Here is a 24,293-nt window from a genome sequence, read left to right as displayed (position 1 = left end):
TTTCGATACGTTGGAGCATATGGCGACTTCTCACCTAGAGGCCCCCCAAGTCGTTCAGCCGGCGCTGCCCAGACTCGCCTGGCTGGACGCACTGCGCGGCATCGGCGCGCTCGCGGTCGTGGGTGAGCACCTGCTGACCTGGGCCATGCCCTGGTTACGGCCCACCTCCTTCAACCTCGGCATGTACGGCGTGCTGGTGTTCTTCCTGGTCAGCGGGTACGTCATCCCGATCTCGCTGGAGCGGCACGGCGACGTGCGGGCCTTCTGGATCGGCCGCCTCTTCCGCCTGTATCCGCTCTACCTCGCGGTCGTCGGCCTGGTCCTGGCCCTGTCGTGGTGGATTCCGGTGCGCGTCGAGGTGCCCCGGGATCCCTCTTCGGTGGCCGCGCACGCGACCATGCTGATGGACGTGGTCGGCTCCGGTGCCGTGGTGAACACCATGTGGACGCTGTCGTACGAGATGGTCTTCTACCTGCTGGTCGCCGCCCTGTTCGTGACCGGGGCGCGCGGTGGTCGCGGGCTGCTCGCGGTCGGGTTCGGGCTGGTCGCCGTCATCGCCGGCCTCGTGCTGTCCAGGACGCCGCTGACCGGCGGGTGGCTGGCCTGGGTGTCGTTCGCGGTGTTCGCCGTCGGGCTGGTGTGTGTGATCTCCGGCCGCATGCGGACGGCCGCGGGCTGCGCGCTGGGGGTGATGGCGCTGGCTCTGCTGCTGCTGAGCAGCCGGGTGCCGTGGTTCGGCGCCGCGATGCTCGCGGTGATGTTCATCGGCACGGCGATCCATCGGTGGGAGCGGGGACAGGGCCGTCTGTGGCCGGTGGCGCTCGCCGCGACGCTGGTGACGCTGTCGCCCTTCTGGGCGATCAACGCCGGGTGGTGGTGGGTGCGGCCTCAGGTGTGGGCGCTGACCATCGTCCTGGCGGCCGTGACGTTCGCGGGTGGCATGGCCTGGCGAGGGCGGCGCGTTCCGTACGTCCTCAGCTGGCTCGGAGTGATCAGCTACTCCCTCTACCTGATGCACCTGCCGATCCTCACCCTCGTCATCCAGGTGGTGGGCGAGCTGCGCTGGTCCCCCTGGCCGATGCAGATCGGCATCGGCCTGTTCTTCATGAGCGTGGTCCTGCCGGGGAGCTGGCTGACCTACCGATTCCTGGAGCAGCCCATGCAGCGCCTCGGCCGCCGGCTGGCTCGTGGCGGATCAGCGTGATGCCGTAGGTGATGATCCAGAAAGCGCTGGCCCGCGAGCTCCTGGCCTGAAGGTGCTCGCGGGCCGGCGGTCAGTCGCCGGTGTTGGTCGCCCAGACCGGAGAGCGGCCGCTGTCGTAGATGACCACGTTGCCGTCATCCTGTATCGCCAGGAATGCCCCTCGCTGCCACGTCTGCGAGGCCCAGATCGGAGAGCCGGCGCTGTCGTAGACCACGAAGTTGCCGTCCTCCTGGAAGACGGCGGAGTCGCCGCGCCCCCAAGAGTTCGGGGCCTGCCATACCGGCCACCCGTTCTTGTAGAGCACGAGGTTGCCGTCCTCCTGCAGGCGCAGGATGGCTCTGCCATTTCCTGAGGTCCAGGCCTGGTTCCGGTAGAGCGTGGCCCGCGGCCAGATGGCCGTGTCAGACCGTGCGGCCGCGACCTGTACGGCAGGCGTAACCGCTTCGGCGGTGCAGGTGGCGACGCCACCTGCGAGAGCCAGTCCGGCGGTCGCGCACACGATGCAGACAGTGCTGCGGAGTTTGAGCATGGGTCACTCCTTGGGCAGTCGCGCCCGAGGCTCGGGCTTCGATCACTCTGCGTATGTAATCGAATGCCATAAGTGATGTCCATGAACACGCTGGCGAGCCGCGGGGTGACCTCAGGGGCCGGAGGCGTCGTCCACGGGCAGGGGGCGGGCTTTGAGACCGGCGAGCATCTCGTCACGGAAGAACCTCAGATGCTGCCGCCAGATCTCGCCCGCCTGCTCGGCGTCGCCGTCCTCGATGTACTGGATCACCATCCGCGCCTCGTCCATGTGGCCCTTGCGGGTGTGGTCGGGGATCAGCGCCTGGGAGCGGAGCGCCACCCAGCGTGGCGATTCGGTGTAGCGCAGGGCCTCCTCCAGGGCCCGCTCCAGGATCGGGTTGCGGGCGGCGCGGGCGATGGCCCGGTGAACCGGCAGGTCGCTCTGGTAGTGGCCGGTCGTGCGGAACTCCTCTTCGAGCGCTCGGCCCATGGCCTTCAGTTGTTCGATGTCCTCGGGGTAGCGCTTGGCCGCGGCGAGCTCGGCGAGCTGTGGTTCCACGGCGAGCCGGGCCTCGAAGACCTGGGTCGGCAGCAGCTCGATGCCCCAGTTCTCCACATGCGAGGCGGTGGCGACGACGACGTTGCCCCGCCCCTGGTAGGACTGGATGATGCCGGCGAGTTCGAGGGCGGCGAGCGCCTCGCGGAGCGTGGGGCGGCTGACCCCCAGCCGCTGGGCGAGGTCGCGCTCCGAGGGCAGGCGCTCATACCGCTCGATCGGCTGGTCCCGGATGGCCGTGACGATCCGGTCCGCGACCTGCGCGGCCGCACTGCGTACCACGACCGGGGCGAACAGATCGTCAGGGGGTTCGGTGTTCATCTCACATCCATCGTGAAGGGAGGGTATGCCCGGCAGGCCGGCTATACCGGAGTGACGGTGTGACCCGCTGCGGCCAGGGTCGCGAACGCGGCATTCGCCTGTTCGGACCTGACCAGAACGTAGTCCGTGTCATAGGTCGAGACCACGAAGATCGGGATATTGGCTTCGGTGAGTGGCCCGGCGATCGACGCGAGGATGCCCGTCAGGGAGAAGTCCAGCGGACCCGCCACCATCAGGCAGGTCCAGCCGGGCTCGACCCTGGCCTCCGCCGGTGGGGCGAGAGCCTCGGGGCAGACGAGGGACAGCTCGTCGGCCGTCCTGGTGAGGGAGTAGAGCGAGCCTGTTCCCGTGACCGGGACGGTGTGCTCGGCCGCGGGGTCCATGCGGCACACCGCGTACGTCTCGGGAAGCACGTGCAAGGTCACGCGCGGCGGGGTCGGCGGGGTCTCAGTCATGGGCGGGATCCTGTTCGGCCATGGCGCGCACCACCGGTGTCATGGCCTCAAGGGCCTGGGCCACGTAGTCGCGGCCGAATCCGACGTTCATCCGGAGATAACCTTCGCACCCGAAATACACCCCCGGGCAGATCAGCGTGGAGGCGTCGACACGTAGACGATGCCCGACCTCGACGGAGTCAAGCGCGGTGGCGAAGCGGACGAAGGCCAGGGGAGTGGCCATCGGCCGGTGCGCCGTGACGAGGCCCCCGAGCGACCGCTTCCAGTCCTCGAACAGGGCCCATCCCTCGCCCATCGCCGCGCGGTTGCGGCCGAGGATGCGGGCCGCGGTGTCCTTGCGCAGCGCGAGGGCGGCCAGCACGTTGTCCAGGCGCCCGGTCGCGATGGCCGCGTACTCGTGACGCCGCCACAGCTCCCGGATGACGTCCGGCGGACCGGCTGCCCAGCCGACGCGCAGGCCCGACAGGCCGTACGACTTGGACATGCTGTTGACGCCGATGACCCGGTCGTAGCGGCCGACGAAGGTACGGGCGGGGGCGGCCGGGTCGTGCTCGCTGCCGTGGTAGACCTCGTCGGCGATCAGCCAGGCGCCGCAGCGCTCGGCGATCTCCACGATGGTGGTCATCTCGTCCTCGTCGAGGATGTAGCCGACCGGGTTGTTGGGGTTGCAGACGTAGATGACCGAGGTGCCGGGGACCGCCAGGTCGCTGAGAGCCTGCAGATCCGGCCGCCAGCCGCGCTCGGGGTCGAGCCGGAAGGCGCGCACGTCACAGCCCCGGTTCCTGGCCAGGCCCCAGACCTGCTGGTATCCCGGCTCCATGACGATGACCCGGGAGCCGGGCGGGCAGTAGGCGTCGACGATGGCGGCGTTGGCCTCGGAGGCGCCGACGGTGACCAGGACGTGGTCCGCCGTGAGGTCGCTGCCGGGATAACCGGCCGCGATGAGCTCGCGGAGCTCCCGTTCGCCGTTGACCTCGGGGTAGTACAGCTCGGTGGCGAGCAGCGCCCCGAGGTCGGCGTCGGGGCCGAGGAGCTCGGCGAGCGAGACCGGGTCGATGGTGCTGTCGGAGAGGTTGAACCGTACGGTCTGCTCGTGGTCGGACTGCCAGTTCTCCAGCTCGAAGCGCTGGTATGGCGGCGAGGTGTTCACCATGCGTATGCCTCCGGTGCGGGGCCGGACGCGGGGAAGACGGCGTCGAGCGCGGCCAGGTCTGAGGGGGACAGGTTCAGTTCGGCGGCGGCCAGCCCGTCCCGCAGGTGCGCCAGGGTGCGGGCGCCGACGACGGGAGCGGTCACTCCGGGCTGGTGGCACAGCCACGCCTGGGCGACGGTGGCGGGCGGGTGACCGAGTTCGCCGCACAGCGCCTCATAGGCGGCGATGCGGTCGCCCCACCGGTCGAGCTGGGTGGTGGCCCGCGAGCTGGCGCTGCGGGCGGCGGTGCGGGTCTTGGCGAGGATCCCGCCGAGCAGCCCGGAGTTGAGCGGGCTGTACGGGAGCACGCCGATGCCATAGGCGCGGCAGGCGGGCAGGACCTCCAGCTCCGCCGCGCGCTCCATGAGGTTGTAGATGCTCTCCTCGGCCACCAGGCCGAACAGCCCGCGGGCCTGCGCCGCCTCCTGCCCTTGCACGATCTGCCAGGCGGCGAAGTTGCTGGTGCCCGCGTACCGGATCTTGCCCGCCTGTCGCAGGTCGGTGAGCGCCTCCCAGATCTCCGGCCAGCCGGTGGCGCGGTCGACGTGGTGCAGCAGGAAGATGTCGAGGTGGTCGGTGTTCAACCGGCGGAGCGACGCCTCGCAGGCTCGCCGGATGTGCCGGGCCGACAGGTACATGTCGTTCGGGCCCGGTCCCATGCGGCCGTACGCCTTGGAGATCAGCACGATCTGGTCGCGCCGGCCCGGACGGTCGGCCAGCCAGCGGCCGATGATCTGCTCGGTGAGCCCCTTGGCGGGATCGTGGTCGGCGATGGTGCGGTTCGCGTCGGCGCCGTAGACGTCCGCGGTGTCGAAGAGGTTGACTCCCGCCTCGACGGCGGCGTCCATGATGAGGCGGGCGTCGTCCTCGGAGGTCTCGGGGCCGAAGTTCATGGTGCCGAGGGCGATGGGGCTGACGCGCAGCCCCGAGCGGCCGAGAGGGCGGTACTCCACGGTCAGCTCTCCTTCCCGGCGAAGCGATCCGGTGAGAACCGGTCGAGAGGGATGTCGCAGGCCCCGTCGAGGGCGAGGTCGACGGTGATGTCCCCGATCCCGGCGGCGTGCTTGAAGCCGTGGCCGGACATCCCGCCGGCCAGGACCAGGGTGGGACCGCCGGAGGGAACGCCGATGACGAAGTCACCGTCGGGAGTCTTGGAGTTCATGCAGGCGGCGGCGGCGACGGCACGCGGGGTGAGGCCGGGGAACGCGGTCCGGCAGAACTCCTCGGCCGGCCGCAGGTCGCTCTCGCTCACCGGGTAGTCGTTGTCGCGGGCGTGGTCGAGCCACCGCTTGGGCGCGGTGGGACCCGCGCCCACCTTCACCCCTCTGCCGTCGACGTCCGGAATGCCCCAGCCGTCGACCGTCCCGCTCTCCCGGATGAAGACGGGAAACACCTCGGGCCGGTACGACTCGCGGTCCGGGCCGGTGAACCAGGAGAGCAGCGAGCGTTGCACGCGCAGCGGAAGGGCCAGGTCGGGCAGCAGGTCGGTGAACCAGGCCCCGGTGGCCACGATCGCGCGCCGGGCGTGAAAGGTGTCCTCGCCGGTCTCCACCCGTACACCGCCGTCGTCGTGACGCAGCGCCGTCACCTGGGTCTGGAAGTGCAGCCGGGCGCCGGCCGCCTCGGCGCGGAGCAGGGCGGCGGCGATGGCCGCCTCGGGGTCGAGGACCCCGGCTCCGGGCTCCAGCACGGCCACATCGTCGGCGATCGTGGCGTGCTGGGGGTAGCGGGCGGCGAGTTCGTCCGGCTCCAGCAGCAGGTGTTCGATGCCGGCCTCCTTCGCGCAGCGCAGCGCGTCTTCGATGAGCGCGCCGTCGCGGGGGCCGATGCACAGCCCGCCGGAGCGGCGGAACAGCGTGGTCCCCGACTCCGCCTCCAGTTGCTGCCAGAGGGTGTGCGCCCGCTCGACGACCGGGATGTACTCGCGGCCTTCGAAGAGGGTCTTGCGGAAGATCCGCGAACCGCCGTGCGAGGAACCCCGGTCGTGGGCGACGCCGTACTGCTCTATGCCGATCACCGAGGCGCCCCGGGCGGCCGCGCGCCAGGCGGCCATGGAGCCCATGGCGCCGAGCCCGAGCACTGCTATGTCGTAGGTGTTGCGGATGGTCATGAGAGAGGACTCCTGGTGGTGCTAGAGCACTTTGGACAGGAACGCCTTGGTCCTGTCGTGCACGGGACTGCCGATGACCTGCGCGGGCACCCCGGATTCGACGACCACGCCGTCGTCCATGAAGACCAGGGTGTCGCCCACCTCGCGGGCGAAGCCGATCTCGTGCGTGACGATGATCATCGTCAGGCCCTCGCCCGCCAGGTCGCGCATGACGTCGAGGACCTCGCCGACCAGTTCGGGGTCCAGGGCCGAGGTGGGTTCGTCGAACAGCATGAGTTTGGGGCGCATGGACAGGGCGCGGGCGATGGCGACCCGCTGCTGCTGGCCGCCCGACAGCCTGCGCGGGTAGGAGTCGAGCTTGTCGCCGAGGCCGACCCGGCGCAGCAGCTCCACCGCCCGGGCGCGGGCGGGCTCCCGCGACTCCCCTCGCACCATGACGGGGCCGGCCATCACGTTCTCCACGGCGGTGTAGTGGGAGAAGAGGTTGAAATCCTGGAACACCATGCCGATCTCGGCCCGCTGGCGGCTGAGCGCGCGGGCGGACAGCTCGTGCAGCCGCTCTCCCGACTGGCGGTAGCCGATCAGTTCGCCGTCGACCCAGATCCGGCCGGACTGGATGCGCTCCAGGTGGTTGACGCACCGCAGGAAGGTGCTCTTCCCCGACCCTGACGGGCCGATGACGCACATGACCTCGCCGCGACGGACTTCCAGGTCGATGCCCTTGAGCACCTGGTGACGACCGTAGCTCTTGCATACGCGCTCGGCCCGCAGCAGTGGTTCGTCGGTCATGTCAGTCCCTCCTGGCGAGGCCGCGAGCGGCGGAAGCGCCGGTCCGGGCGGTCGGCGTCGGGCGAGAAGTGCCGCTCGACGTAACTCTGCGCGACGGTGAGCAGGGAGGTCACGAGCAGGTACCACAGACTGGCCACGATCAGCAGCGGGATGGTCTGGAAGGTTCGCGAATAGACGATCTGGGCGCTGTAGAGCAGGTCCGGGATGGCCAGCACGCTGACCAGGGAGCTGGTCTTGAGCATGGAGATCGTCTGGTTGCCGGTCGGCGGGATGATGACCCGCATCGCCTGGGGAAGGACGATCTTCCGGGTGGTCTGCAGCCCGGTCATGCCCAGCGCGTTGGCCGCCTGGATCTGGCCGGGCGGCACGGACAGGATCCCGGCCCGGACGATCTCCGCCATGTACGCCGCCTCGTTGAGGGCCAGGCCCAGGATGGCCGCCGTCATCGGGGTGATGACCTGGTTGGCGTCCAGGGAGAGCAGATCCGGGCCACCGAAGGGAAGGCCCACGGCGATCCTCGGGTACAGCGCGCTGATGTTGAACCAGAAGACCAGCTGGACCAGGAGCGGGGTGCCGCGGAAGAACCAGATGTAGCCGCTCGAGGTGCTGGCCAGCAGCTTGTTCTTCGACCCCTTCATCACGGCGAGGACGATGCCCATCAGGACGCCGATCACCATGGACACACAGGTGAGCTGGAGCGTCAGCAGCAGGCCGGAGATGATGGTCCCGTCCGTCAGCCACCGCGCCACCACGTCCCACTGGTAGCGGGGGTTGGTGAAGGCGGAGGACACGACGCCGACGATCAGGACCGCGGTCAGTCCCGCCGCCAGCCAGCGGAAGGGGTGCCGTTGCGGGACCGCCTTGATGGTGAGGTCGGGGCGATCTGATGGGTACGCCATGGCCTAGGCGCAGCCCTTCATCACCGGCTGGAAGTAGTACGTGTGGCCGGCCTTGATCTCGTCGGGATTGGTGAAGATCTTGGATTCGATCACCGTCCCGTCCGGTCCCACGCCCCAGGGAGCCGACACCTTCTCGTAGTCCGCGCTCAGCGTGGCCCCCTCGACGGCGACACCCGTGCCCCAGGTCTTGGCGATCTCGGCGTAACCGCCGGATTTGATCAGGGAGTTGATGCTCGCCTGCAGGGCCTTGAGCAACGGGGTGTTGCCCTTGGGGACCGCGATGCCGGCGATGCTGTGGCTGGTCTGGTACGTACTGATCACGCACATCGCGTTGCCGGAGTGAGCTGCGGCGTATTCGACCTGTGGCTTGTCTCCGACCGCGATGTCGGCCCGGCCGGACTGCAGGGTGAGCACCACGACGTTCTGGTCGGGGATCTGCAGGACCGTGATGGGCTTCTTGCCGTTCTTGGTACAGGTGGCGCTGGCGTCGGTGACCGCGTCGACCTGGCTGACCCCCTTCTGGACCGCCACCCGGTAGCCGCAGAGCTGGTCGAAGGCGTTGACCTCGATGCCCGAACCCTTCTTGACGAGGAATCCGCCGCCGGACAGGTAGTAGGAGACGAAGTCCATCGCGTCCAGCCGTTCGTGCTCGACGCTGAAGCCCGCCATGCCGACGTCGTACTTGGCCGCCTGGAGTCCCGGGATGATCGAGTCGAAGGAGATGTTCTCCCAGCGGGCCTTCAGGCCCATGGTCTCGGCGATCGCGGTCCCGAGGTCGATGTCGAAGCCGGTGAGGGTCTTGTTGTCGTCCTTGAAGAACTCAAGCGGCGCATAGGGGGCATTGGTCGCGAAGACCAGCTCGCCGCTGGACTTGTACTTGTCGGGGACGAGCGCCTGGACCTCGGGCACCGCCGCGCTCTTGGGCGCGGCGGCCGACGATGATCCGGTGGCCGAGGCGGTGCCGGTGGCCGGTGAGCTGCCGGCGGGTGCGCCGCAGGCGGTCAGGGCCAGCAGGCCGGCGGCGGTCAGGAAGGACAGGGAACGACACCTACGCTTGTGGGACATGGTGCTTACTCCTTGGGGGGTGTGGGACTTGAAGCAGAGAGGCTCCTGCGCCGTCGGCTGGACTGTTCGCGTCGCGCACCGGCGCTCGTGCGCACGTCATGGTTGGTGATCGGGGTCTAGGGGAGTCTGAAGTCGAAGGGGGCGTCGCGGTCGCAGCTCAGCCGCCCGTCCTCGACGCGCAGGAGAGCCGCCTGGGCGGCGGAGGACTGGGAGGAGGTCGGGACCTGGTCGCCGAAGCTGTCGTGTCCCGACTGGGTGTAGTAGACGAGATAGGCGGCCGAGTCGCCGACCGGGATCACGTCGGGGGAGCGCACCGGCCCGCCGTCCCCCAACCGGCTGCCCGAGGTCGCGACGAACGCGCCGCTCTCCTCCCAGGTCAGCGCGTCATCCGACCGGTATGACGTCAGGCCGGCCCGCGACTCCGCGACCAGCCACCAGAAGCCGCCGAGCCGGAACACCACCGGGCTCTCGTGCCACTGCGGCAGCACGGTCACCGGGGCGGACCACGACGCGGGCGCCAGCGCTTGGCTGCTGACCGAACGCAGGGCCCCGCCCGCCGCCTCGTCCTTGAACCACAGGGTCCACAGCCCGTCGGGGGTACGTGCCACGCACGGGTCCACGGCGTGGTCCGTGCCGAGATCCAGCCGCCCGTGATGCCGCCAGGTCCACAGGTCGGTGCTGCTCAGATGGTGGATCCGGCGCAGCCACGGGCTGGGGCGGCCGTGGGTGTCCCACGCCGGGTCGTCGGGCACACCCCGGATGAACGTGGTGAACAGGTGATACGTGCCGTCGTCCGAGGTGACGACCGCCGGGCCCCAGAAGGTGTTGTGCCCGGGCTCGATGGGCAGGTCGAGGGTTCCCCGGTAGAGCCAGCTCGCGCCGTGGTCGTCGGAGGACGCGAGCCCGAGCGGCGTCCCGTGGCACCTGCCGATGGAGGCGGGGCCGGACAGGCGGACGTTGGCGCGGCGGTGGGCGAAGACGCACCACCACGTGGACGTGGCAGGGTCGCGCACCAGGACCGGGTCGGTGACCCCGTCGAAGAGCGGGTCGGTGATGAGCGGCGCGAGCGGCGGCGCCGCGGTGGGGGTGGTCACTGGTCGGGTGCCTCTCTGTGCGCGTACGCGTCTCGCGCGGCCGCCTCGTAGCCGTTGGTGGTGGCGGAGGTCACGGCGGGGGCGAGCGAGCCGTGAAGGTTACGTGCGACCGCCGTCTCGTTCCAGGACAGACCGGCGACGCAGCGATCGGCGAAGATCCGCGTGGCGGCGCTCAGCGCTGGTAAGCCGGTCAACAGGTTCAGGGTGACCACCGGGGCCATCGCCGAGACCTCCAGCTCTCCCGCGCTGACCGCCAGATGGGCCGTTGTCGCCGCGCCGGCCAGTTGGAAGGCGGTCTGCATCGCCAGCTCAGGGATGACCGGATTGATCTTGCCCGGCATGATCGAACTGCCCGCCTGCATGCTGGGCAGGATCACCTCGCCGATGCCGCCGTCCGGCCCGGAGGCCAGGAGCCGCAGGTCGGTGGCGATCCGGGCGACGACCCGGCCGGCCCGGCTCATCGCCTCCGTCACGGCCGCCAGCGACTCCAGCGACGCCAGCCCGTAGTACGGGTCCTCCGCCCGGCGCACCGGCTTTCCCAGGGCCGCGGCCAGGTTCCGTACCGCCAGGTCCGCGAAGCCGTCCTCGGCGCCGAGCCCCGTGCCCACCGCCGTCCCGCCCAGCGGGACCGCGAGGAGCCGCTCCGCGGTCAGGACGAGATTCTCCACCGCCTGGCCGACGCCGTACGCCTGGGACCGGTGCACCGCGCTCACCGGGAGCGGCACCGCGTCCTGCAGGCAGGTACGGCCCAGGTGCTGGAGCGTGTCGTACTCGTGGGCCTTGGCGAGCAGCACCTCCCGCAGCCGGTTCAGCGCGTCCACCGCGTCCATGGCGGCCGGGTGGATCGCGATCCCGATGGCCGTCGGCATGACGTCGTTGGTGGACTGACCCCGGTTCACGTGGTCGTTGGGGTGGATCTCGGCGTTTTGCAGGATCTGGCTCGCCCGGCGCGCCAGGACCTCGTTGACGTTCATGTGGGTCGAGGTGCCGCCCCCGCCTTGCAGGATGGGGAGGACGAAGTGCCGGTCGTGCCGCCCGGCCAGCACCTCGACCCCGGCGGCGACGATCGCGTCCGCGATCGCCTGATCCACCACCCCCAGCTCGGCGTTGGCTCGCGCCGCGGCGATCTTGACGTGCACCACCGCGTGGACCAGCTCGGGGTGATCGCACAGCCGGGGGCCGGGTATCGCGAAGTTCTCCGCCGCGCGGGCCGTGTGCGCCCCGTACAGAGCGTCCGCTGGAACCAGCACTTCGCCCAGCGAGTCCCGCATGGGTATGGCTGCCGTCACGTATCCCCCAGACCGGAGCAGTTGCCAGGTGGCCTGACCAATTTCTTGGACGCAGACTTCCACTGGCCAGGCCACCTGTCAAGAGGCCGTCGAGGTGATCTCCGGCTGGGCGGGTGGCGCATCGCAGGTCTGTCGTTCACGATGAAGGCCCGGATCCACCATCAACAGGGAAGGTCAAATTTCATGCGTTTATCTGTTCTCCTGACGCTGGGCGCCGTGGTCACCGCCGGTCTGCTGGCGGTCCAGCCCGTGGCGTCGGCCCAGGCGGCGGTGACGTTCTATGCCGACTCCGGCGACTCATGCTTTCGCGGGATCACAGAGGGGACGCTGAACTGGCTGACGGGGCCCGTGATCCGGCCGACCGTCAAGGTCGACGGGTACCTGTCCGACGACGCCAACCTCTCGCCCTGCGCTCGGGACGGCATGTACTCCAGCGCCGTCTTCAACGCCTACAACGGCACCACCCTCGTCGACTCGGAAACCGCCAAGGCGGACGACGCCCAGGTCACGCTCTCCTTCACGCTGTCGGATCCGGCGGGAGTCGCCGCCATCGACCGTGTGGTCGTCCAGGTGTGCCGGTTCAGCAGCTCGCCGATCGGGGTCGGCTACTGCGGCAAGGCCGCAGAATACAAGATGCCCTGAGCCTCGGCCGGATGTCGAGACCGGATGCGCGGCTTAGCGGGTGCCGCGTCGTGCCGCTACACCTCCACGACCAGGCCGTCCTCGGCGAGCTCGAACGCCAGATCCGCACGTCTGCCCAGTACCTGCGGGCCGGCGTGCGTGAGCACCAGCCGCTCGCAGCGCAGCCGGTCGAGGTTGGCGATGAGGTCCGGCAGGTGCAGGTGGTAGGGCACGGCCCGGTCGAAGGTGTACGCCTCGCAGACGAACAGATCCGCGCCGTCGGCGACGTCGATCAGGGTGTCGGTCCAGGCGCCGTCACCGCTGTACGCGATCGTCCGGCCGGCGACGCCGACACGCAGCGCCAGCGGTAGGACTCGGCGCCCGCGGCCCTGTCGCAGCCCGCTCAGACGCGCCCCGGGATCAGGGCGAACAACTTCTTGATGTTGGCCTCTGCCGAGCCGGTCTGGCCGATGAAGCTGTTGCGGGGGTTGAAGGTGACCGTGCTGCCGTTCGCGCGCCGGATGCGGACGTAAGCGTTGCCGGTGTTGAGGCCGGACTTGAGCCACACGGAGTAGGAGCCGTACAGGGCGACCTGGTCGAGCGGGTCCGCCCATGACAATCCCTTGTCGGACAAGGAGAAATACCCGCTGCGGACCACGATCAGTCTGCGGTCGGTCGCGCCTATGACGCGTCGTCGTAAGCCAGCGTTGACGTATGCGGTGAATGCCGTCTGTACGGACTCGCCCGGCTCGATATGGGAGGCGATGATGGTTTCAGGGTCGATCGTCTGCATGGTCGGTGCCCCTTTGCCGTCGTAGTCGGTGGATGAGTATCTCTGACCCGCTTTCGTTCAGCCCGGGGCGCCGAGCCGGGCACGTACCTTGGCGAGGAGATCGTGCGGGAGCGGGGCGTAACCGTACAGGGAGAGGTAGGACTGGCCGCCGTCGCCTGCGGTGTAGCGCAGGAAGGAGCGCACCAGCGGGTCAGAGGTCTTGGAGCAGGCGATCTCGTAGGTGATCAGGATGACGGGGTAGGCGCCCTTGCTTTTCGTCAGATAGTCGAACTTCACCACGAGATCGCCATTCTCGCCGACGATCCGGGCGCCTTCCAGGGCTTCGGTGGCACTCTGGGGCGAGAGCGCGACGAACTGGCCGGAGGCGTTGCGCACCTTGGCGGTGTTCAGGCGGGCATTGCTGGCGAACCCGTACTCCACGTACCCGATGGAACCGGTGGTGCGCTGGACGGCGCCGGCGATTCCGGAGGAGCCCGCAACGCCCTGCCCGGGGCCGGCCCACTTTCTGGACGGCTGGTACGGCCAGCGGCCCGCCGCCTTGAGATAGGTGGTGAAGTTGTGGGTCGTGCCCGACTCGTCGGAGCGGTGGAAGAGCCGGATGCCGGCGTGCGGCAGCTTCCTGCCACGGTTGTCGGCGGCGATCTCCGAGGCGTCCCAGGTGGTGATCCGCCCGCTGAAGATGCCGGTCAGGGTGGTGGGCGAGAGCTTCAGATCTGGCGTGGACGGCAGGTTGTAGGCCAGTGCGATGGGGCCGACCACCATGGGCAGGTGCACCGCGCGGCTGCCGCAGCGCCTGTCGGCCAGCGCCTGTTCGTGGGGTTGCATCGCGACGTCCGATCCGGCGAACGCGGTGGTGCCCGCGATGAAGTCGCGGATGCCGGCCCCTGACCCGTTGGCCTGGTAGTCCACCCGCAGGGCGGGGTGGATCCGGTGGAACTCGGCCCGCCAGGCGTCCATCGCGCCTTTCTGCGCGGTCGAGCCGGAGCCGGAGATGGACGCGGTGATCGGCGGGCTCTTGGGCACTTCGTCGCGGGCCAATATCGCGGTGCCACCCAGGCCGGCGGCGGAGGCGGCCAAGGTGAGGGCGACGAGCACAGCCGACCCCGCGATCCCTGTCAGCTTGTCCATCTCATCGAGGATATGAAGCGATCATGACCGTAGCATTGACTGCCCGTCAAACTTCCGCCGACAAAAGGTCATTTAACCGCCAAGCTAGGGCAACACAGTCGGCCTCTCCGCCTTAACCGTTGCGGTCAGGACGGTGTCTCGGCGCGCACTCGGGTCGCCAAGGTGTGCACCGCGTCGAGCGCCGCGGCGTGGGAGGCCTCATGCTGCTCGCGGAACTGCGCGAGGAAGGGCATGACCGTGGCGTGCGTGAGCTCGGCGTGGACGAACTCCACGTCGTCCAATCCGAGCACGGAGAAGTAGGCGCGCAGGTAGGGCTCCTGGAAGTCGAACTGCTCGCGGGGCGTCCCCGGCCCGTAGCCTCCGCCGCGCGCGCTGAGCACCACGGCCGACTTTCCCTTGAGCGGCAGCCAGGGCAGGGTCACGCGGTCGATCCATGCCTTCAGCGCGGCGGGCACCGAGAAGTTGTACATCGGTACGCCCAGGAGCAGCACGTCGGCCGCGAGCAGTTGCTCCACCAGCGGGCGGGTGGCCGCCCAGCTTCTGGCCAGTTCGGGGGTGCCGGTGGCGACCTCGTCCATGGCCTCGATGTCGCGCACTCCGTTCACGGATGACTGGGTGGCGAGCTGGACGCGGTCCTCGTCGATGGGCGGCACCGGGTCCGCCACCAGGTCGCGGTAGGTGTAGATCCCATCGGGATGGGTGGCCCGCCAGTCGGTCACGAAGGTGCTGCCGAGCCTGCGGGAGAAGGAGTCGCCGCGTCCGCTGGCGTCCAGATGCAGAAGATGCGTCACAGGATTGCCTCACATTCAAGATGATCTGTATTCGCAATCAATATAGAGCAAGATAGTTGTGAGTCAAGAACATCTTGGCTTGCTATCATGCTGCCATGGCCATCTCTTCCGACCCCGACGGCTCTCCCGGTAGCTGGTTGCACCAGGACCTGCACTGGCTGTTCGCGCGGCTGAAGCAAGGCCTGGCCACAGCCGAGACCGCGGCCGTCCGCGAGCACGGCATGACGCTGTGGGGCTACACGGTGTTGATGGCGATCGTCGAAGTCCCGGCCCGTACCCAGCTCGTCCTCGCCCAGGCTGTGTCGGTCGACAAGAGCAAGCTGGTCCTCATCCTCGACGAGCTGGAGAGCGCCGGCCTGGTGCGTCGCCGGCCGGACCCCGCCGACCGCAGAGCGCGCATCATCGAGGTCACCCCCGAAGGGAGCCGCGCCCTCAAAGCCGCCCGCGGCGACATCGAGGCCATCGAGGACCGGCTCCTGGCCGACCTCGCCCCTTCGCTGCGGACCGCTCTGAAGGGCGCGTTGCGAGATCTCGTCGGCGAACCGATCGCGAGAGTCGAGGACGGGCGGCCACACGAAACCGCCTGCGCACCCGACCCAGCCTGACCGCGCCTCGGTGCCCGAACGCCCGGCGGCTCACCGTCCGACGGAGGTGGCCGCTGTTTCCTGGACTTCGGTTGTGGGGTTCCGCAGGTGTGCTCGTCGCGGTCCGCTCCGTGCAAGATCAGCATGCAGGGCAAGGACCGCGAACTGCGACGAACAGCAAGAAGCCCCAGACTCCCGGCATGGGCCATGAGCTGGGGCTTTGTCTCCTGTTTGGAGCGTGGTGGACGATACTGGGATTGAACCAGTGACCTCTTCCGTGTCAGGGAAGCGCTCTCCCGCTGAGCTAATCGTCCTTGGAGGTGGAGACGGGATTTGAACCCGTGTAGACGGCTTTGCAGGCCGTTGCCTCGCCTCTCGGCCACTCCACCGAGCTGGAAGCTCCGAGCGGAAGACGGGATTCGAACCCGCGACCCTCACCTTGGCAAGGTGATGCTCTACCACTGAGCCACTTCCGCGTCGTCTCCGCTGGTGTGCGGCGACGAGAGAACTCTAGCGAATCCTGGCCGAGTCCCCAAACCGGAGTGCTCCCACCTGTTCGGCGTACCAGGTGATCCCGGCCACGTGTTCGGCGATCTCGCGCAGGGTCCAGTTGGGGGAGCGGGGCAGGTCCCAGGCGTCCGGGGCCGTGGCGTAGCGGTTCACGTACGCCTGACCCAGGCGGGTCCAGCGGGAGCGGGTCTCGGCCAGGTCCAGTTCGGTGAAGCGGGCCCAGTCGGCGTCCAGCGTCACCATCCGGCCGTGCCAAAGGCTCTCCTGCGGGGTGGCGCCCGCCAGGAGCGCCTCGACTTCGGCGAGGTGGTCGATGAGGTGGTCCTGGACGCGGCGTACGGCTTTCGCCGGGGTCCACAGGTTCGCGCCGTCGGTGACGATGGGGGTGCCGTCCCAGGCGAGCCAGGTTTCGGCGAGGGTGAGACAGCGGTCGACCGCTCCGGCGACGAGCAGTGCGGGGTTGTCCGTCGCTTCGGCGGTGGGGAGCGCGGCGTTGTCCGTCGCTTCGGTGGTGATGAGCGTGGGGTTGTCCGTCATGTGGTCGATCGTGGCCGAGTAATGGTTGGGCCGGCGTCTAAGCGTGGTCGCCCCTGTGCGGTCGCTGCGGTGGAGCCGCTGCCTGGGTCGGCGCAGAGAGACGGGCCGCTTGTGCGGGGTTCGCGGACAGTGATGGCGGTCAGCCGATGGTGTGACCGCCGTTGACGGTGATGCGTTCGCCGGTGACGAACGCCGCGGCGTCCGAGGCCAGGAAGGACACCGCGCCCGCCACGTCGTCCGGTGTGCCCATCCGGCCGAGCGGGACGTGCGTCCGGTAGGTCGAGAGCTCCTCCGCGTCGATGTCGGCGTGCCGTTCGACGGGGATGAAGCCGGGCGCGACGAGGTTCACCGTGACGCCGTACGGTCCCAACTCGCGGGCCCATGCCCGGGTGAGCTCGAACTGGGCGGCTTTTGCGGCGATGTAGGCGGACATGCCGGGCAGGGCGCGGTCCACGATGTCCGAGCCGATCTGGATCACGCGGCCACCGCCCCGCGCCTTCATGCCCGGCAGCGCCGCCTGGAGGAGGAGCGTGGGGCTCTTGACGAAGAAGTGGAGCTGGTCCAGGTGTGTCTGCCAGGTGAGATCCTCGAACGCGACCTTCGGCTGCGGGCCGGTCGCGTTGAGCACCAGGACCCCCACGGGGCCCAGCCGGTCGGTGATCTGGGCGACCAGTTCGGCCGTCGCGGTCTCATCGGTGACGTCGCCCGCGAACGCCTCGGCGGATCCACCGGCGGCACGGATGCCGGCGGCCACCTGCTGGGCGTTCTCGCGGTCGGAGTGGTAGTTGACGGCCACGGTATGGCCGTCGGCGCCCAGCCTGCGGGCGATCACCGCGCCCAGGCCGCGAGACGCTCCGGTGACCAGTGCGACGCCGTCTCCTGCTGCCAACGGAACTCCCATGGTTAGGCTCATCCGGCAGCTTAGTCGGCCGGTGGTGAGAGAGATTTGGCCGCCCGGTGAGCGTTCCGTGACATCAACGGGGGTAACCGGAGAAAAACCAGAATCTACCGGGGGAGGGTTTCGAACATGGACACCCCGCACACCGGGACGGCGCGATCGGCCGTGCAAGTCGCGGCGCTCATCGTAGGAGCGGTGTTCCTGCTGGCCGGCGTGCTGGGATTCATTCCCGGCATCACCACCGGTTACGGCTCCATGGAGTTCAGCGGCCACCACTCCGGCGCGATGCTGCTGGGCGTCTTCCAGGTCTCCGTCCTGCACAACATCGTTCACTTGATCTTCGGCGTCGCCGGCATCGTGATGTCGCGCACCTGGGCGGGCGCCCGGTACTTCCTCATCGGTGGCGGCGTGATCTACCTGCTGCTGTGGCTCTACGGCTTGATCATCGACCGGGCGAGCGCGGCCAACTTCGTGCCGGTCAACACGGCCGACAACTGGCTGCACTTCGTCCTCGGCCTCGGCATGGTCGTGCTGGGGCTCGCGCTGGCCCGCGGCACCGCGAAGAGCAAGGCGGGCAGCTCGGGCACCCTCTGAGGCGATACTTCGACGGGCGGCGAAATGTTCGTGGGTTAGCGTCAGGTATGGCCGCCGAATACATCGCGCACGACTCCGACATCGCGCCCGTTGCGGCGCTCATAGCCGATCCCACCAGGGCTGCCATCCTCACCGCCCTGCTGGGCGGTCGCGCGCTGGCCGCGGGCGAGCTCGCCAGGCTCTCCGGTGTGAGCGCCGCCACCGCGAGCGCGCACCTGTCCCGCCTGCTCGACGGGCGCCTCGTCGATGTCGTACGGCAGGGCCGCCACCGCTACTACCGACTGGCCGGGCACGAGGTCGCCGAGGTGCTGGAGGTGCTGGCCAGGGTGAGCGCCCGGCCGCCCATCCGGTCTCTGCGCCAGTCGCGCCAGGCCAGACTGCTGGAGGAGGCGCGTACCTGCTACGACCATCTGGCCGGACGGGCCGGGGTGGCGCTGCTCGACCAGCTCGTCCAGGGCGGATTCCTGGTCAACCAGGAGGTCACGGACAAGGGTGAGCGGCTGCTGAGCCGGCTCGGGGTGGACGTGGCGGGGGTGCGGAAGGCCAGGCGCCGGTTCGCTCCCGAATGCCTCGACTGGACCGAGCGCCGGGCCCATCTCGGCGGGGCTCTCGGCGCGGCGGTGACCGCCGTGCTGTTCGAGCGCGGGTGGTACCGGCAGGGGACGGTTCCCCGGGCGGTGGTGCTGACCGACGAAGGCAAGGAGGGGCTGGCCGCACTGTTCTCCGGTAAGGAGCTAACATCGCATACGCCGGTTACCTAAGCGAGAGAGTCACATCATGCGCGACAACGGAGTCGTGAACGTCGGTCCTGAACCCCTCACCTTCGACGACGTCATCAGCGTGGCCCGTCACGGCGCCGCCGTGCGGCTCACCGACGACGCCATGGCCGCGATCTCCGCGGCCCGTCAGCGCGTCGACGAGCTGGCCGAGAGCCCGGTGCCCTCCTACGGGATCTCGACCGGGTTCGGGGCGCTGGCCACGCGGCACATCGACCCGGCGCTGCGCGCCCAGCTCCAGCGCTCGCTGGTGCGCAGCCACGCCGCGGGCAACGGCCCCGAGGTCGAGACCGAGGTGGTGCGCGCGCTCATGCTGCTGCGGCTGCACACGCTCGCCACGGGTCACACCGGCATCCGGCCGACCACCGCCAAGACGCTGGCCGAGCTCATCAGCGAAGGCATCACGCCGGTCGTGCACGAGTACGGCAGCCTCGGCTGCTCGGGCGACCTGGCGCCGCTGGCGCACGTGGCGCTCACGCTGATGGGTGAGGGCGTCGTACGGGATAAGTACGGAAATGTCACCGCAGCGGAGGAGGCGCTCAAGCAGGCGGGCATCGAGCCCGTCGAGCTCGCCGCGAAGGAGGGACTCGCGCTCATCAACGGCACGGACGGCATGCTCGGCATGCTCATCCTGGCCATCGACGACCTGACCAGGCTCGTCAGGACCGCCGACGTGAGCGCCGCGATGAGCGTCGAGGGGCTCCTGGGCACCGACCGCGTCTTCGCCCCCGAGCTGCAGGCGCTACGGCCGCAGCCGGGCCAGGCTCTCTCCGCCGCCAATATGACGAAAATTCTTGATAACTCGGGCATCATGGCGAGCCACCGCGACCCGGCCGCGTGCACCCGCGTCCAGGACGCCTACTCCCTGCGCTGCGCTCCCCAGGTGGCCGGAGCCGCCCGCGACACGATCACCCACGCCGCGAACGTGGCCACCTGGGAGCTGGCCAGCGCCGTCGACAACCCCGCCGTGCTCTCCGACGGCCGCGTGGAGTCCAACGGCAACTTCCACGGCGCCCCCGTCGCCTACGTGCTGGACTTCCTGGCCATCGTCGCCGCCGACCTGGCCTCGATGTCCGAACGCCGCACCGACCGCTTCCTGGACGTGGCGCGCAACCACGGCCTGCCGGCGTTCCTGGCCGACGATCCCGGTGTCGACTCCGGACACATGATCGCCCAGTACACCCAGGCGGCCATCGTCTCCGAGCTCAAGCGGCTGGCCGTACCCGCCAGCGTGGACTCGATCCCCAGCTCGGCCATGCAGGAGGACCACGTCTCGATGGGCTGGTCGGCGGCCCGCAAGCTGCGCAAGTCGGTCGACGGCCTCACCAGGGTGCTGGCCGTCGAGGTGCTCACCGCCGCCCGCGCCCTCGACCTGCGCGCCCCGCTGGCCCCCGCCCCCGCCACCGGCGCGGTGGTGCAGGCACTGCGCGAGACCGTCCCCGGCCCCGGCCCCGACCGCTTCCTGGCGCCGGAGATCGAGTCGGCCGTCCGCCTGGTCGCCGACGGCGGCGTGGTCGCCGCCGCCGAGTCCGTCACGGGCCACCTGGCGTAATTTTTCGCGATATTTCGCCCCGACATACGGCGCCCGCGGTCTCGGACCCGGGCGCCCGCGCGCGTCGAAGGCCGCGTACGGCGGCCCGCGCTACGGCAGCGCGACGATCGCGTCCACCTCCAGCAGCAACCCGGGCATGAACAGCTTCGACACCTCAACGGTCGTGCTCGCGGGCGGCGTCCCCGGGAAGTACTTCCGGCGCACCTGCCCGTACGCGACCCGATCGTCCATGTTCGTGAGGTACGTCCGGACGAACACCACATCCTCGAACCCCGCCCCCTGATCGGCGAGGATCCGCGCCAGGCACTGGAACACGTGCTCGGCCTGCACCGTCATGTCCCCTGCCCCGACCACCTCCCCGCGCGAGTCGAAGGCCGCCTGCCCGGAGACGTACAGCATGTCGCCGACCCGTACGGCATGGGAGTAGAAGCCGTTCGTGGCCGGGACGGTCGCGGGGTTGACCGGCATGGCCCGGTGCGCGGGCCGCCCGCCGACGTGCGCGGCGATCGCCGTCACGTCCTGGTCGCCGAGCCCGGCCGCCTCGGCGTCCTGCAAGCGCTTGCGCGCCGCGGTGGCCAGCGTGGCCTCCGGCCAGGCCGCCAGCGCCAGGTCCTTGGCCGCCAGCCCGAGCGCGTAGCGGGTCTCGGGGGCGGGGGTCCGCAGCCGTTCCGCCAGGACGCCCAGGGGAGTGCCCGACAGCACGCCGGCCAGCGTGTCGCGGTCCACCCCGTGCGCCTCGCCGTACGCGTACGTCTCCGCGATCAGCACCTGGGCCGGCACGAGAGCGCTCATGACGGCGATCTTCACCGCCGCACCCGCCCCCAGCGGCCCGCACTCGCGCACGGTGCCGAACACCGACAGCACGTCGCCCAATCCCGACAGATCGCCACCCGCCAGCACGGTCAGCGTGCCGTCGGCCGCCGGAGCGACGCTGCCCAGCACCGGCGCGTCCACGAGCCTGACGGAGCCGGGCAGCAGCGCGCGCAGCTCCCGGACCGCGTCCGGGCCGATCGTGGACATCTCCACCACCGTCGCGTCGGGCCGCAGCCCCGGCAGCGCGGCCGTCAGCACCTCGCGTACGGCGGCCGGGTCACGCAGCATCGTGATGACCAGATCCGCTCCGGCGACCGCCTCGGCGACCGAGACCCCGGTCCCGCGCCGCCATGTCGTCACCTTGTGCCCGGCCTCGGTGAGTCGCCGGGCCATCGGGACGCCCATGCGTCCCTGTCCGATGAATGCAATCACGTGTCCCAGTTAATCGATAGGCGAGACATTCCGCCAGCGACTAGATTGCATGCCAGCCATGACTGATATGAATGCCTTCGATACCAACGTGCTCCGCCTCTTCGACGAGGTGGCCAGGAGCGGCTCGTTCACCGCGGCCGCCGAGCTGCTCGGATACACCCAGTCGGCGGTCTCCCGGCGCATCGCCGCCCTTGAGCGGGCCACCGGAGGGCCGCTCTTCGAGCGGCTGGCCAGGGGCGTACGGCTGACACCGGCCGGCGTGTCGCTGCACCGGCACGCCATCGCCGTGCTCGACCGGCTCGACCGCGCGAGTGAGGAGCTGGCCGCGATCCACGGCGGCAGCGGCGGCACGCTGCGGGTCGGCGCGTTCTCCACGGCCAACGTCGATCTCGTGCCCAGGACGCTCAAACGGTTCGCCGAGCGGCGGCCGGAGGTCGGCCTGCGGCTGGTCGAAGGGCTGACGACCCGGCTGATGGAGCGGCTGCGGGCGGGAGCGCTGGACGTCGCGGTGATCAGCGACTACCCCGCGGGGCTGCCCGTCGACGGCGGCCGGATCGTGCCGTTGCGCGAGGACCGGCTGCTGGTGGCGCTGCCGCGGTCGCACCGGCTGGCCGCGGAGCCCGACGTGGACCTGCGCGACCTGGCCGGCGAGACGTGGATCGAGGCCGCGCCGCGCGGGCAGCCGACGCTGCTGGTCACCGCCTGCGCCGCCGCCGGGTTCACGCCGCGCAGCGGGCTGCGGGTGGCGGAATGGACGGGGAAGTTCGGGTTCGTCGCCGCCGGGCTCGGGGTGACGCTGGTGCCGGAGCTGGCGGCGCGGGCCGTACCGGCGGATCTGGTGTTGCGGCCCCTGCGAGGGCTGGCCCCCGCGCGGAAGGTCTACGCGGCCCTGCCCGAAGCGCCTTTGGCCGCCGCGCAGGAGTTCGTCCGATTGCTGGGAGAATGGCAGGTGTGTACGACGGCTACGCCCGTGTAGGCAACCTCCTCGCCACCGGCCTGCGCGACCTGACGACCGACCTCGCCGCCCTCGACGGCGACGGTTGGTGGGCGGTGGTGGTCGGCTACGAGGGCAAGGTGACGTGCGCCCGGTTCGACCACGTACGCCAGGCGCCCCTGCCCACGCCCAGGACCCCCTGGCACGGGCCCGCCCCCGACCGATGGCACAGCTCCCTCGATCAGGCCGCCTACGAGCGCGGGGTCCAGGCCATCCGCGACTACATCGAACAGGGCGAGGTCTACCAGGCGAACCTCTGCCGCGTCCTGACCGCGCCCGTGCCCCACGACGCCGACCCGCTGGCCCTGGCCGCCCGCCTGGCCATCGGCAACCCGGCCCCCTACGCGGCCGTCGTCCAGGTGCCGGGGCTGAGCGTGGTGTCGGCCTCGCCCGAGCTGTACCTGTCGCGTGAGGGGGACCTGGTCGAGTCCAGGCCGATCAAGGGCACCGGGGTGACCGTGGACGACCTGCTGGAGAAGGACTACGCCGAGAACGTCATGATCGTCGACCTGGTCCGCAACGACCTCGGCCGGGTCGCCGCCGTCGGCTCCGTCGAGGTGCCGTCGCTCTGCGCCGTCGAGGAGCATCCCGGGCTGGTCCACCTCGTGTCGACCGTACGGGCCAGGCTGGCGCCGGGGGCGGGCTGGCCGGAGCTGTTCGCGGCGACGTTCCCGCCCGGCTCGGTCACCGGCGCGCCCAAATCGTCCGCGTCGCGGATCATCAATGAGCTCGAACCGGAGCCGCGCGGGCCATACTGTGGAGCAGTGGGCTGGGTCGACGCCGACCGTCGCAGGGCGGCGCTGGCCGTGGGCATCCGGACGTTCTGGATCTCCGCCGGCGAGATCCGCTTCGGCACGGGCGCGGGCATAACCTGGGGCAGCGATCCCCGGCGTGAATGGCTCGAGACCGAGCTGAAGGCGTCCAGGCTCATCGCACTGGCATCCTCAGGAGGAAACAGATGACTATCCCTGTATGGGTCAACGGGGAGCTGCTCGACCCCGCGACCGCGACCGTCTCGGTGTTCGACCACGGGTTGATGGTCGGCGACGGCGTCTTCGAGACCATCAAGATCGTGAACGGCGAGTCGTTCGCGCTCACCAGGCACCTCGACCGGCTCGCGCTGTCGGCGCAGCGCATGGACCTGCCCGAGCCCGACCTCGAGGCCATCGCCGACGGCGTCGGCAAGTGCCTGGCCGCCGCCCCCGGCTGGCCGCTCGGCCGCATCCGCATCACCTACACCAGCGGCCCGGGCCCCCTCGGCTCCGACCGCGGTGACCAGGGCACCACCTCGGTCGTGATCGTCGACGAGCAGAAGCCGTTCCCCGGCACCGCGAACGTCACCGTCGTCCCCTGGCCGCGCAACGAGCTCGGCGCCCTGTCCGGCGTCAAGAGCATCTCGTACGGCGACAACGCCAAGGCCCTGGCCTACGCCAAGGTGCGCGGCGGCGGCGAGGCCATCTTCGGCAACCTCGCGGGCAACCTGTGCGAGGGCACCGGCTCCAACATCTTCATCGTCCGCGACGGGCGGCTGCTGACCCCGACGCTCGGCTCCGGCTGCCTGGCCGGCGTCACCAGGGCGCTGGCGCTCGAATGGTGCGGCGGCGAGGAGACCGACGTGCCGATGTCGGCGCTGTACACAGCCGAGGAGGCCTTCCTCACCTCCACCACCCGTGACATCCAGCCGATCAAGCTGGTCGACGAGACCGAGCTGCCGGTGGCGCCGGGGCCGATCACCGCGAAGGCGATGCGGATCTTCGCCGAGCACGCCGCCGCCGACCTCAACCCCTGA

27 protein-coding genes and 3 tRNA genes are annotated in these 24,293 nt (G+C 70.0%); 9 read left to right on the top strand and 21 right to left on the bottom strand.

What is annotated here, in order from left to right; all coding sequences use genetic code 11:
• Nucleotides 1–19: 19 nt before the first annotated feature.
• Entirely contained in the window at nucleotides 20–1,204 is a 1,185-nt protein-coding gene (locus AB0F17_RS37455) for an acyltransferase (RefSeq protein WP_358032732.1), read from the top strand.
• Between the two features lie 70 nt (nucleotides 1,205–1,274).
• Here the strand turns inward: AB0F17_RS37455 and AB0F17_RS37450 are convergent, their stop codons facing one another.
• From AB0F17_RS37450 to AB0F17_RS37400, 11 genes are all read right to left on the bottom strand, one after another.
• The gene (locus AB0F17_RS37450; protein ID WP_358032729.1) at nucleotides 1,275–1,733 is read right to left on the bottom strand and encodes a hypothetical protein; all 459 of its coding nucleotides are present in this window, start codon (nucleotides 1,731–1,733) and stop codon (nucleotides 1,275–1,277) included.
• A 111-nt stretch (nucleotides 1,734–1,844) separates the two neighbouring features.
• Nucleotides 1,845–2,588, bottom strand: coding sequence for an FCD domain-containing protein (locus AB0F17_RS37445; protein ID WP_358032726.1), 744 nt, complete (start codon nucleotides 2,586–2,588; stop codon nucleotides 1,845–1,847).
• A 41-nt stretch (nucleotides 2,589–2,629) separates the two neighbouring features.
• Nucleotides 2,630–3,043 (bottom strand): ACT domain-containing protein, encoded by a 414-nt coding sequence (locus tag AB0F17_RS37440; RefSeq protein ID WP_358032723.1) that lies wholly within the window; start codon nucleotides 3,041–3,043, stop codon nucleotides 2,630–2,632.
• Nucleotides 3,036–4,196, bottom strand: coding sequence for an aminotransferase class I/II-fold pyridoxal phosphate-dependent enzyme (locus tag AB0F17_RS37435; protein WP_358032721.1), 1,161 nt, complete (start codon nucleotides 4,194–4,196; stop codon nucleotides 3,036–3,038). Before AB0F17_RS37435 ends, AB0F17_RS37440 begins: the two co-directional genes overlap by 8 nt.
• On the bottom strand, nucleotides 4,190–5,188 hold the full coding sequence (locus AB0F17_RS37430; RefSeq protein ID WP_358032719.1) for an aldo/keto reductase: 999 nt from the start codon (nucleotides 5,186–5,188) through the stop codon (nucleotides 4,190–4,192). Before AB0F17_RS37430 ends, AB0F17_RS37435 begins: the two co-directional genes overlap by 7 nt.
• 2 nt (nucleotides 5,189–5,190) lie before the next feature.
• Nucleotides 5,191–6,345 (bottom strand): N-methyl-L-tryptophan oxidase, encoded by a 1,155-nt coding sequence (gene solA, locus AB0F17_RS37425; protein WP_358032716.1) that lies wholly within the window; start codon nucleotides 6,343–6,345, stop codon nucleotides 5,191–5,193.
• A gap of 21 nt (nucleotides 6,346–6,366) precedes the next feature.
• Entirely contained in the window at nucleotides 6,367–7,134 is a 768-nt protein-coding gene (locus AB0F17_RS37420) for an amino acid ABC transporter ATP-binding protein (RefSeq protein ID WP_358032713.1), read from the bottom strand.
• Entirely contained in the window at nucleotides 7,131–8,033 is a 903-nt protein-coding gene (locus AB0F17_RS37415; RefSeq protein WP_358032710.1) for an amino acid ABC transporter permease, read from the bottom strand. The genes AB0F17_RS37420 and AB0F17_RS37415 overlap by 4 nt, the downstream gene beginning before the upstream one ends.
• A 3-nt stretch (nucleotides 8,034–8,036) precedes the next feature.
• A complete protein-coding gene (locus AB0F17_RS37410) occupies nucleotides 8,037–9,098 on the bottom strand; it encodes an ABC transporter substrate-binding protein (RefSeq protein WP_358032707.1) in 1,062 nt (353 codons plus the stop codon).
• A gap of 116 nt (nucleotides 9,099–9,214) precedes the next feature.
• Entirely contained in the window at nucleotides 9,215–10,192 is a 978-nt protein-coding gene (locus AB0F17_RS37405) for a hypothetical protein (protein WP_358032704.1), read from the bottom strand.
• A complete protein-coding gene (locus tag AB0F17_RS37400) occupies nucleotides 10,189–11,481 on the bottom strand; it encodes a lyase family protein (protein WP_358032701.1) in 1,293 nt (430 codons plus the stop codon). The genes AB0F17_RS37405 and AB0F17_RS37400 overlap by 4 nt, the downstream gene beginning before the upstream one ends.
• Before the next feature lie 183 nt (nucleotides 11,482–11,664).
• Between AB0F17_RS37400 and AB0F17_RS37395 the strand changes: the two genes are divergently transcribed.
• Nucleotides 11,665–12,123 (top strand): hypothetical protein, encoded by a 459-nt coding sequence (locus AB0F17_RS37395; protein ID WP_358032699.1) that lies wholly within the window; start codon nucleotides 11,665–11,667, stop codon nucleotides 12,121–12,123.
• Nucleotides 12,124–12,179: 56 nt separating this feature from the next.
• Here the strand turns inward: AB0F17_RS37395 and AB0F17_RS37390 are convergent, their stop codons facing one another.
• The 4 genes from AB0F17_RS37390 to AB0F17_RS37375 form a co-directional block, all read right to left on the bottom strand.
• Nucleotides 12,180–12,500 carry an MBL fold metallo-hydrolase gene (locus AB0F17_RS37390; protein WP_358032793.1) on the bottom strand — a complete coding sequence of 107 codons (321 nt, stop codon included), beginning with the start codon at nucleotides 12,498–12,500 and terminating at the stop codon, nucleotides 12,180–12,182.
• 5 nt (nucleotides 12,501–12,505) lie between these two features.
• Nucleotides 12,506–12,895, bottom strand: coding sequence for a hypothetical protein (locus tag AB0F17_RS37385; protein ID WP_358032697.1), 390 nt, complete (start codon nucleotides 12,893–12,895; stop codon nucleotides 12,506–12,508).
• Nucleotides 12,896–12,952: 57 nt separating this feature from the next.
• A complete protein-coding gene (gene pstS, locus AB0F17_RS37380; protein ID WP_358032695.1) occupies nucleotides 12,953–14,023 on the bottom strand; it encodes a phosphate ABC transporter substrate-binding protein PstS in 1,071 nt (356 codons plus the stop codon).
• Between the two features lie 125 nt (nucleotides 14,024–14,148).
• Nucleotides 14,149–14,814: an NAD(P)H-dependent oxidoreductase gene (locus AB0F17_RS37375; protein ID WP_358032692.1), complete on the bottom strand. Its 666-nt coding sequence runs from the start codon at nucleotides 14,812–14,814 to the stop codon at nucleotides 14,149–14,151.
• Between the two features lie 95 nt (nucleotides 14,815–14,909).
• Here AB0F17_RS37375 and AB0F17_RS37370 point away from each other — a divergent pair, with 95 nt between their 5' ends.
• The gene (locus AB0F17_RS37370; RefSeq protein WP_358032690.1) at nucleotides 14,910–15,419 is read left to right on the top strand and encodes a MarR family winged helix-turn-helix transcriptional regulator; all 510 of its coding nucleotides are present in this window, start codon (nucleotides 14,910–14,912) and stop codon (nucleotides 15,417–15,419) included.
• Between the two features lie 218 nt (nucleotides 15,420–15,637).
• On the opposite strand, the gene AB0F17_RS37365 is transcribed toward AB0F17_RS37370, so the two are convergent.
• The 5 genes from AB0F17_RS37365 to AB0F17_RS37345 all read right to left on the bottom strand — a co-directional run bounded on the left by AB0F17_RS37365 (nucleotide 15,638) and on the right by AB0F17_RS37345 (nucleotide 17,346).
• Nucleotides 15,638–15,712: transfer RNA gene (locus AB0F17_RS37365), tRNA-Val, on the bottom strand.
• A gap of 1 nt (nucleotide 15,713) precedes the next feature.
• A tRNA-Cys gene (locus AB0F17_RS37360) sits at nucleotides 15,714–15,787 on the bottom strand.
• Nucleotides 15,788–15,802: 15 nt separating this feature from the next.
• Nucleotides 15,803–15,874: transfer RNA gene (locus AB0F17_RS37355), tRNA-Gly, on the bottom strand.
• Nucleotides 15,875–15,908: 34 nt separating this feature from the next.
• Nucleotides 15,909–16,445: a hypothetical protein gene (locus AB0F17_RS37350; protein WP_358032688.1), complete on the bottom strand. Its 537-nt coding sequence runs from the start codon at nucleotides 16,443–16,445 to the stop codon at nucleotides 15,909–15,911.
• A 139-nt stretch (nucleotides 16,446–16,584) separates the two neighbouring features.
• Nucleotides 16,585–17,346, bottom strand: coding sequence for an SDR family oxidoreductase (locus AB0F17_RS37345; RefSeq protein ID WP_358032686.1), 762 nt, complete (start codon nucleotides 17,344–17,346; stop codon nucleotides 16,585–16,587).
• Between the two features lie 126 nt (nucleotides 17,347–17,472).
• On the opposite strand from AB0F17_RS37345, the gene AB0F17_RS37340 reads away from it, so the two are divergent.
• The 3 genes from AB0F17_RS37340 to hutH are packed head-to-tail and all read left to right on the top strand — an operon-like array spanning nucleotide 17,473 to nucleotide 20,265.
• On the top strand, nucleotides 17,473–17,937 hold the full coding sequence (locus AB0F17_RS37340) for a DUF4383 domain-containing protein (RefSeq protein ID WP_358032683.1): 465 nt from the start codon (nucleotides 17,473–17,475) through the stop codon (nucleotides 17,935–17,937).
• 47 nt (nucleotides 17,938–17,984) lie between these two features.
• The gene (locus tag AB0F17_RS37335) at nucleotides 17,985–18,698 is read left to right on the top strand and encodes a helix-turn-helix transcriptional regulator (RefSeq protein WP_358032680.1); all 714 of its coding nucleotides are present in this window, start codon (nucleotides 17,985–17,987) and stop codon (nucleotides 18,696–18,698) included.
• A gap of 16 nt (nucleotides 18,699–18,714) precedes the next feature.
• Nucleotides 18,715–20,265 (top strand): histidine ammonia-lyase, encoded by a 1,551-nt coding sequence (gene hutH / locus AB0F17_RS37330; protein WP_358032678.1) that lies wholly within the window; start codon nucleotides 18,715–18,717, stop codon nucleotides 20,263–20,265.
• A gap of 90 nt (nucleotides 20,266–20,355) precedes the next feature.
• Here the strand turns inward: hutH and AB0F17_RS37325 are convergent, their stop codons facing one another.
• Nucleotides 20,356–21,510 (bottom strand): Rid family hydrolase, encoded by a 1,155-nt coding sequence (locus AB0F17_RS37325; RefSeq protein WP_358032674.1) that lies wholly within the window; start codon nucleotides 21,508–21,510, stop codon nucleotides 20,356–20,358.
• A gap of 58 nt (nucleotides 21,511–21,568) precedes the next feature.
• On the opposite strand from AB0F17_RS37325, the gene AB0F17_RS37320 reads away from it, so the two are divergent.
• Genes AB0F17_RS37320 through AB0F17_RS37310 form a run of 3 tightly spaced genes read left to right on the top strand, consistent with a single transcriptional unit; the run spans nucleotide 21,569 to nucleotide 24,293 of the window.
• Nucleotides 21,569–22,486 carry a LysR family transcriptional regulator gene (locus AB0F17_RS37320; protein WP_358032671.1) on the top strand — a complete coding sequence of 306 codons (918 nt, stop codon included), beginning with the start codon at nucleotides 21,569–21,571 and terminating at the stop codon, nucleotides 22,484–22,486.
• On the top strand, nucleotides 22,453–23,466 hold the full coding sequence (locus AB0F17_RS37315) for a chorismate-binding protein (protein ID WP_358032668.1): 1,014 nt from the start codon (nucleotides 22,453–22,455) through the stop codon (nucleotides 23,464–23,466). The genes AB0F17_RS37320 and AB0F17_RS37315 overlap by 34 nt, the downstream gene beginning before the upstream one ends.
• The gene (locus AB0F17_RS37310; protein ID WP_358032665.1) at nucleotides 23,463–24,293 is read left to right on the top strand and encodes an aminotransferase class IV; all 831 of its coding nucleotides are present in this window, start codon (nucleotides 23,463–23,465) and stop codon (nucleotides 24,291–24,293) included. The genes AB0F17_RS37315 and AB0F17_RS37310 overlap by 4 nt, the downstream gene beginning before the upstream one ends.

The sequence above is a fragment of the Nonomuraea sp. NPDC026600 genome (genome assembly GCF_040638335.1).
GTDB lineage: Bacteria > Actinomycetota > Actinomycetes > Streptosporangiales > Streptosporangiaceae > Nonomuraea.
This window is presented reverse-complemented; position numbering and strand designations above follow the sequence as displayed.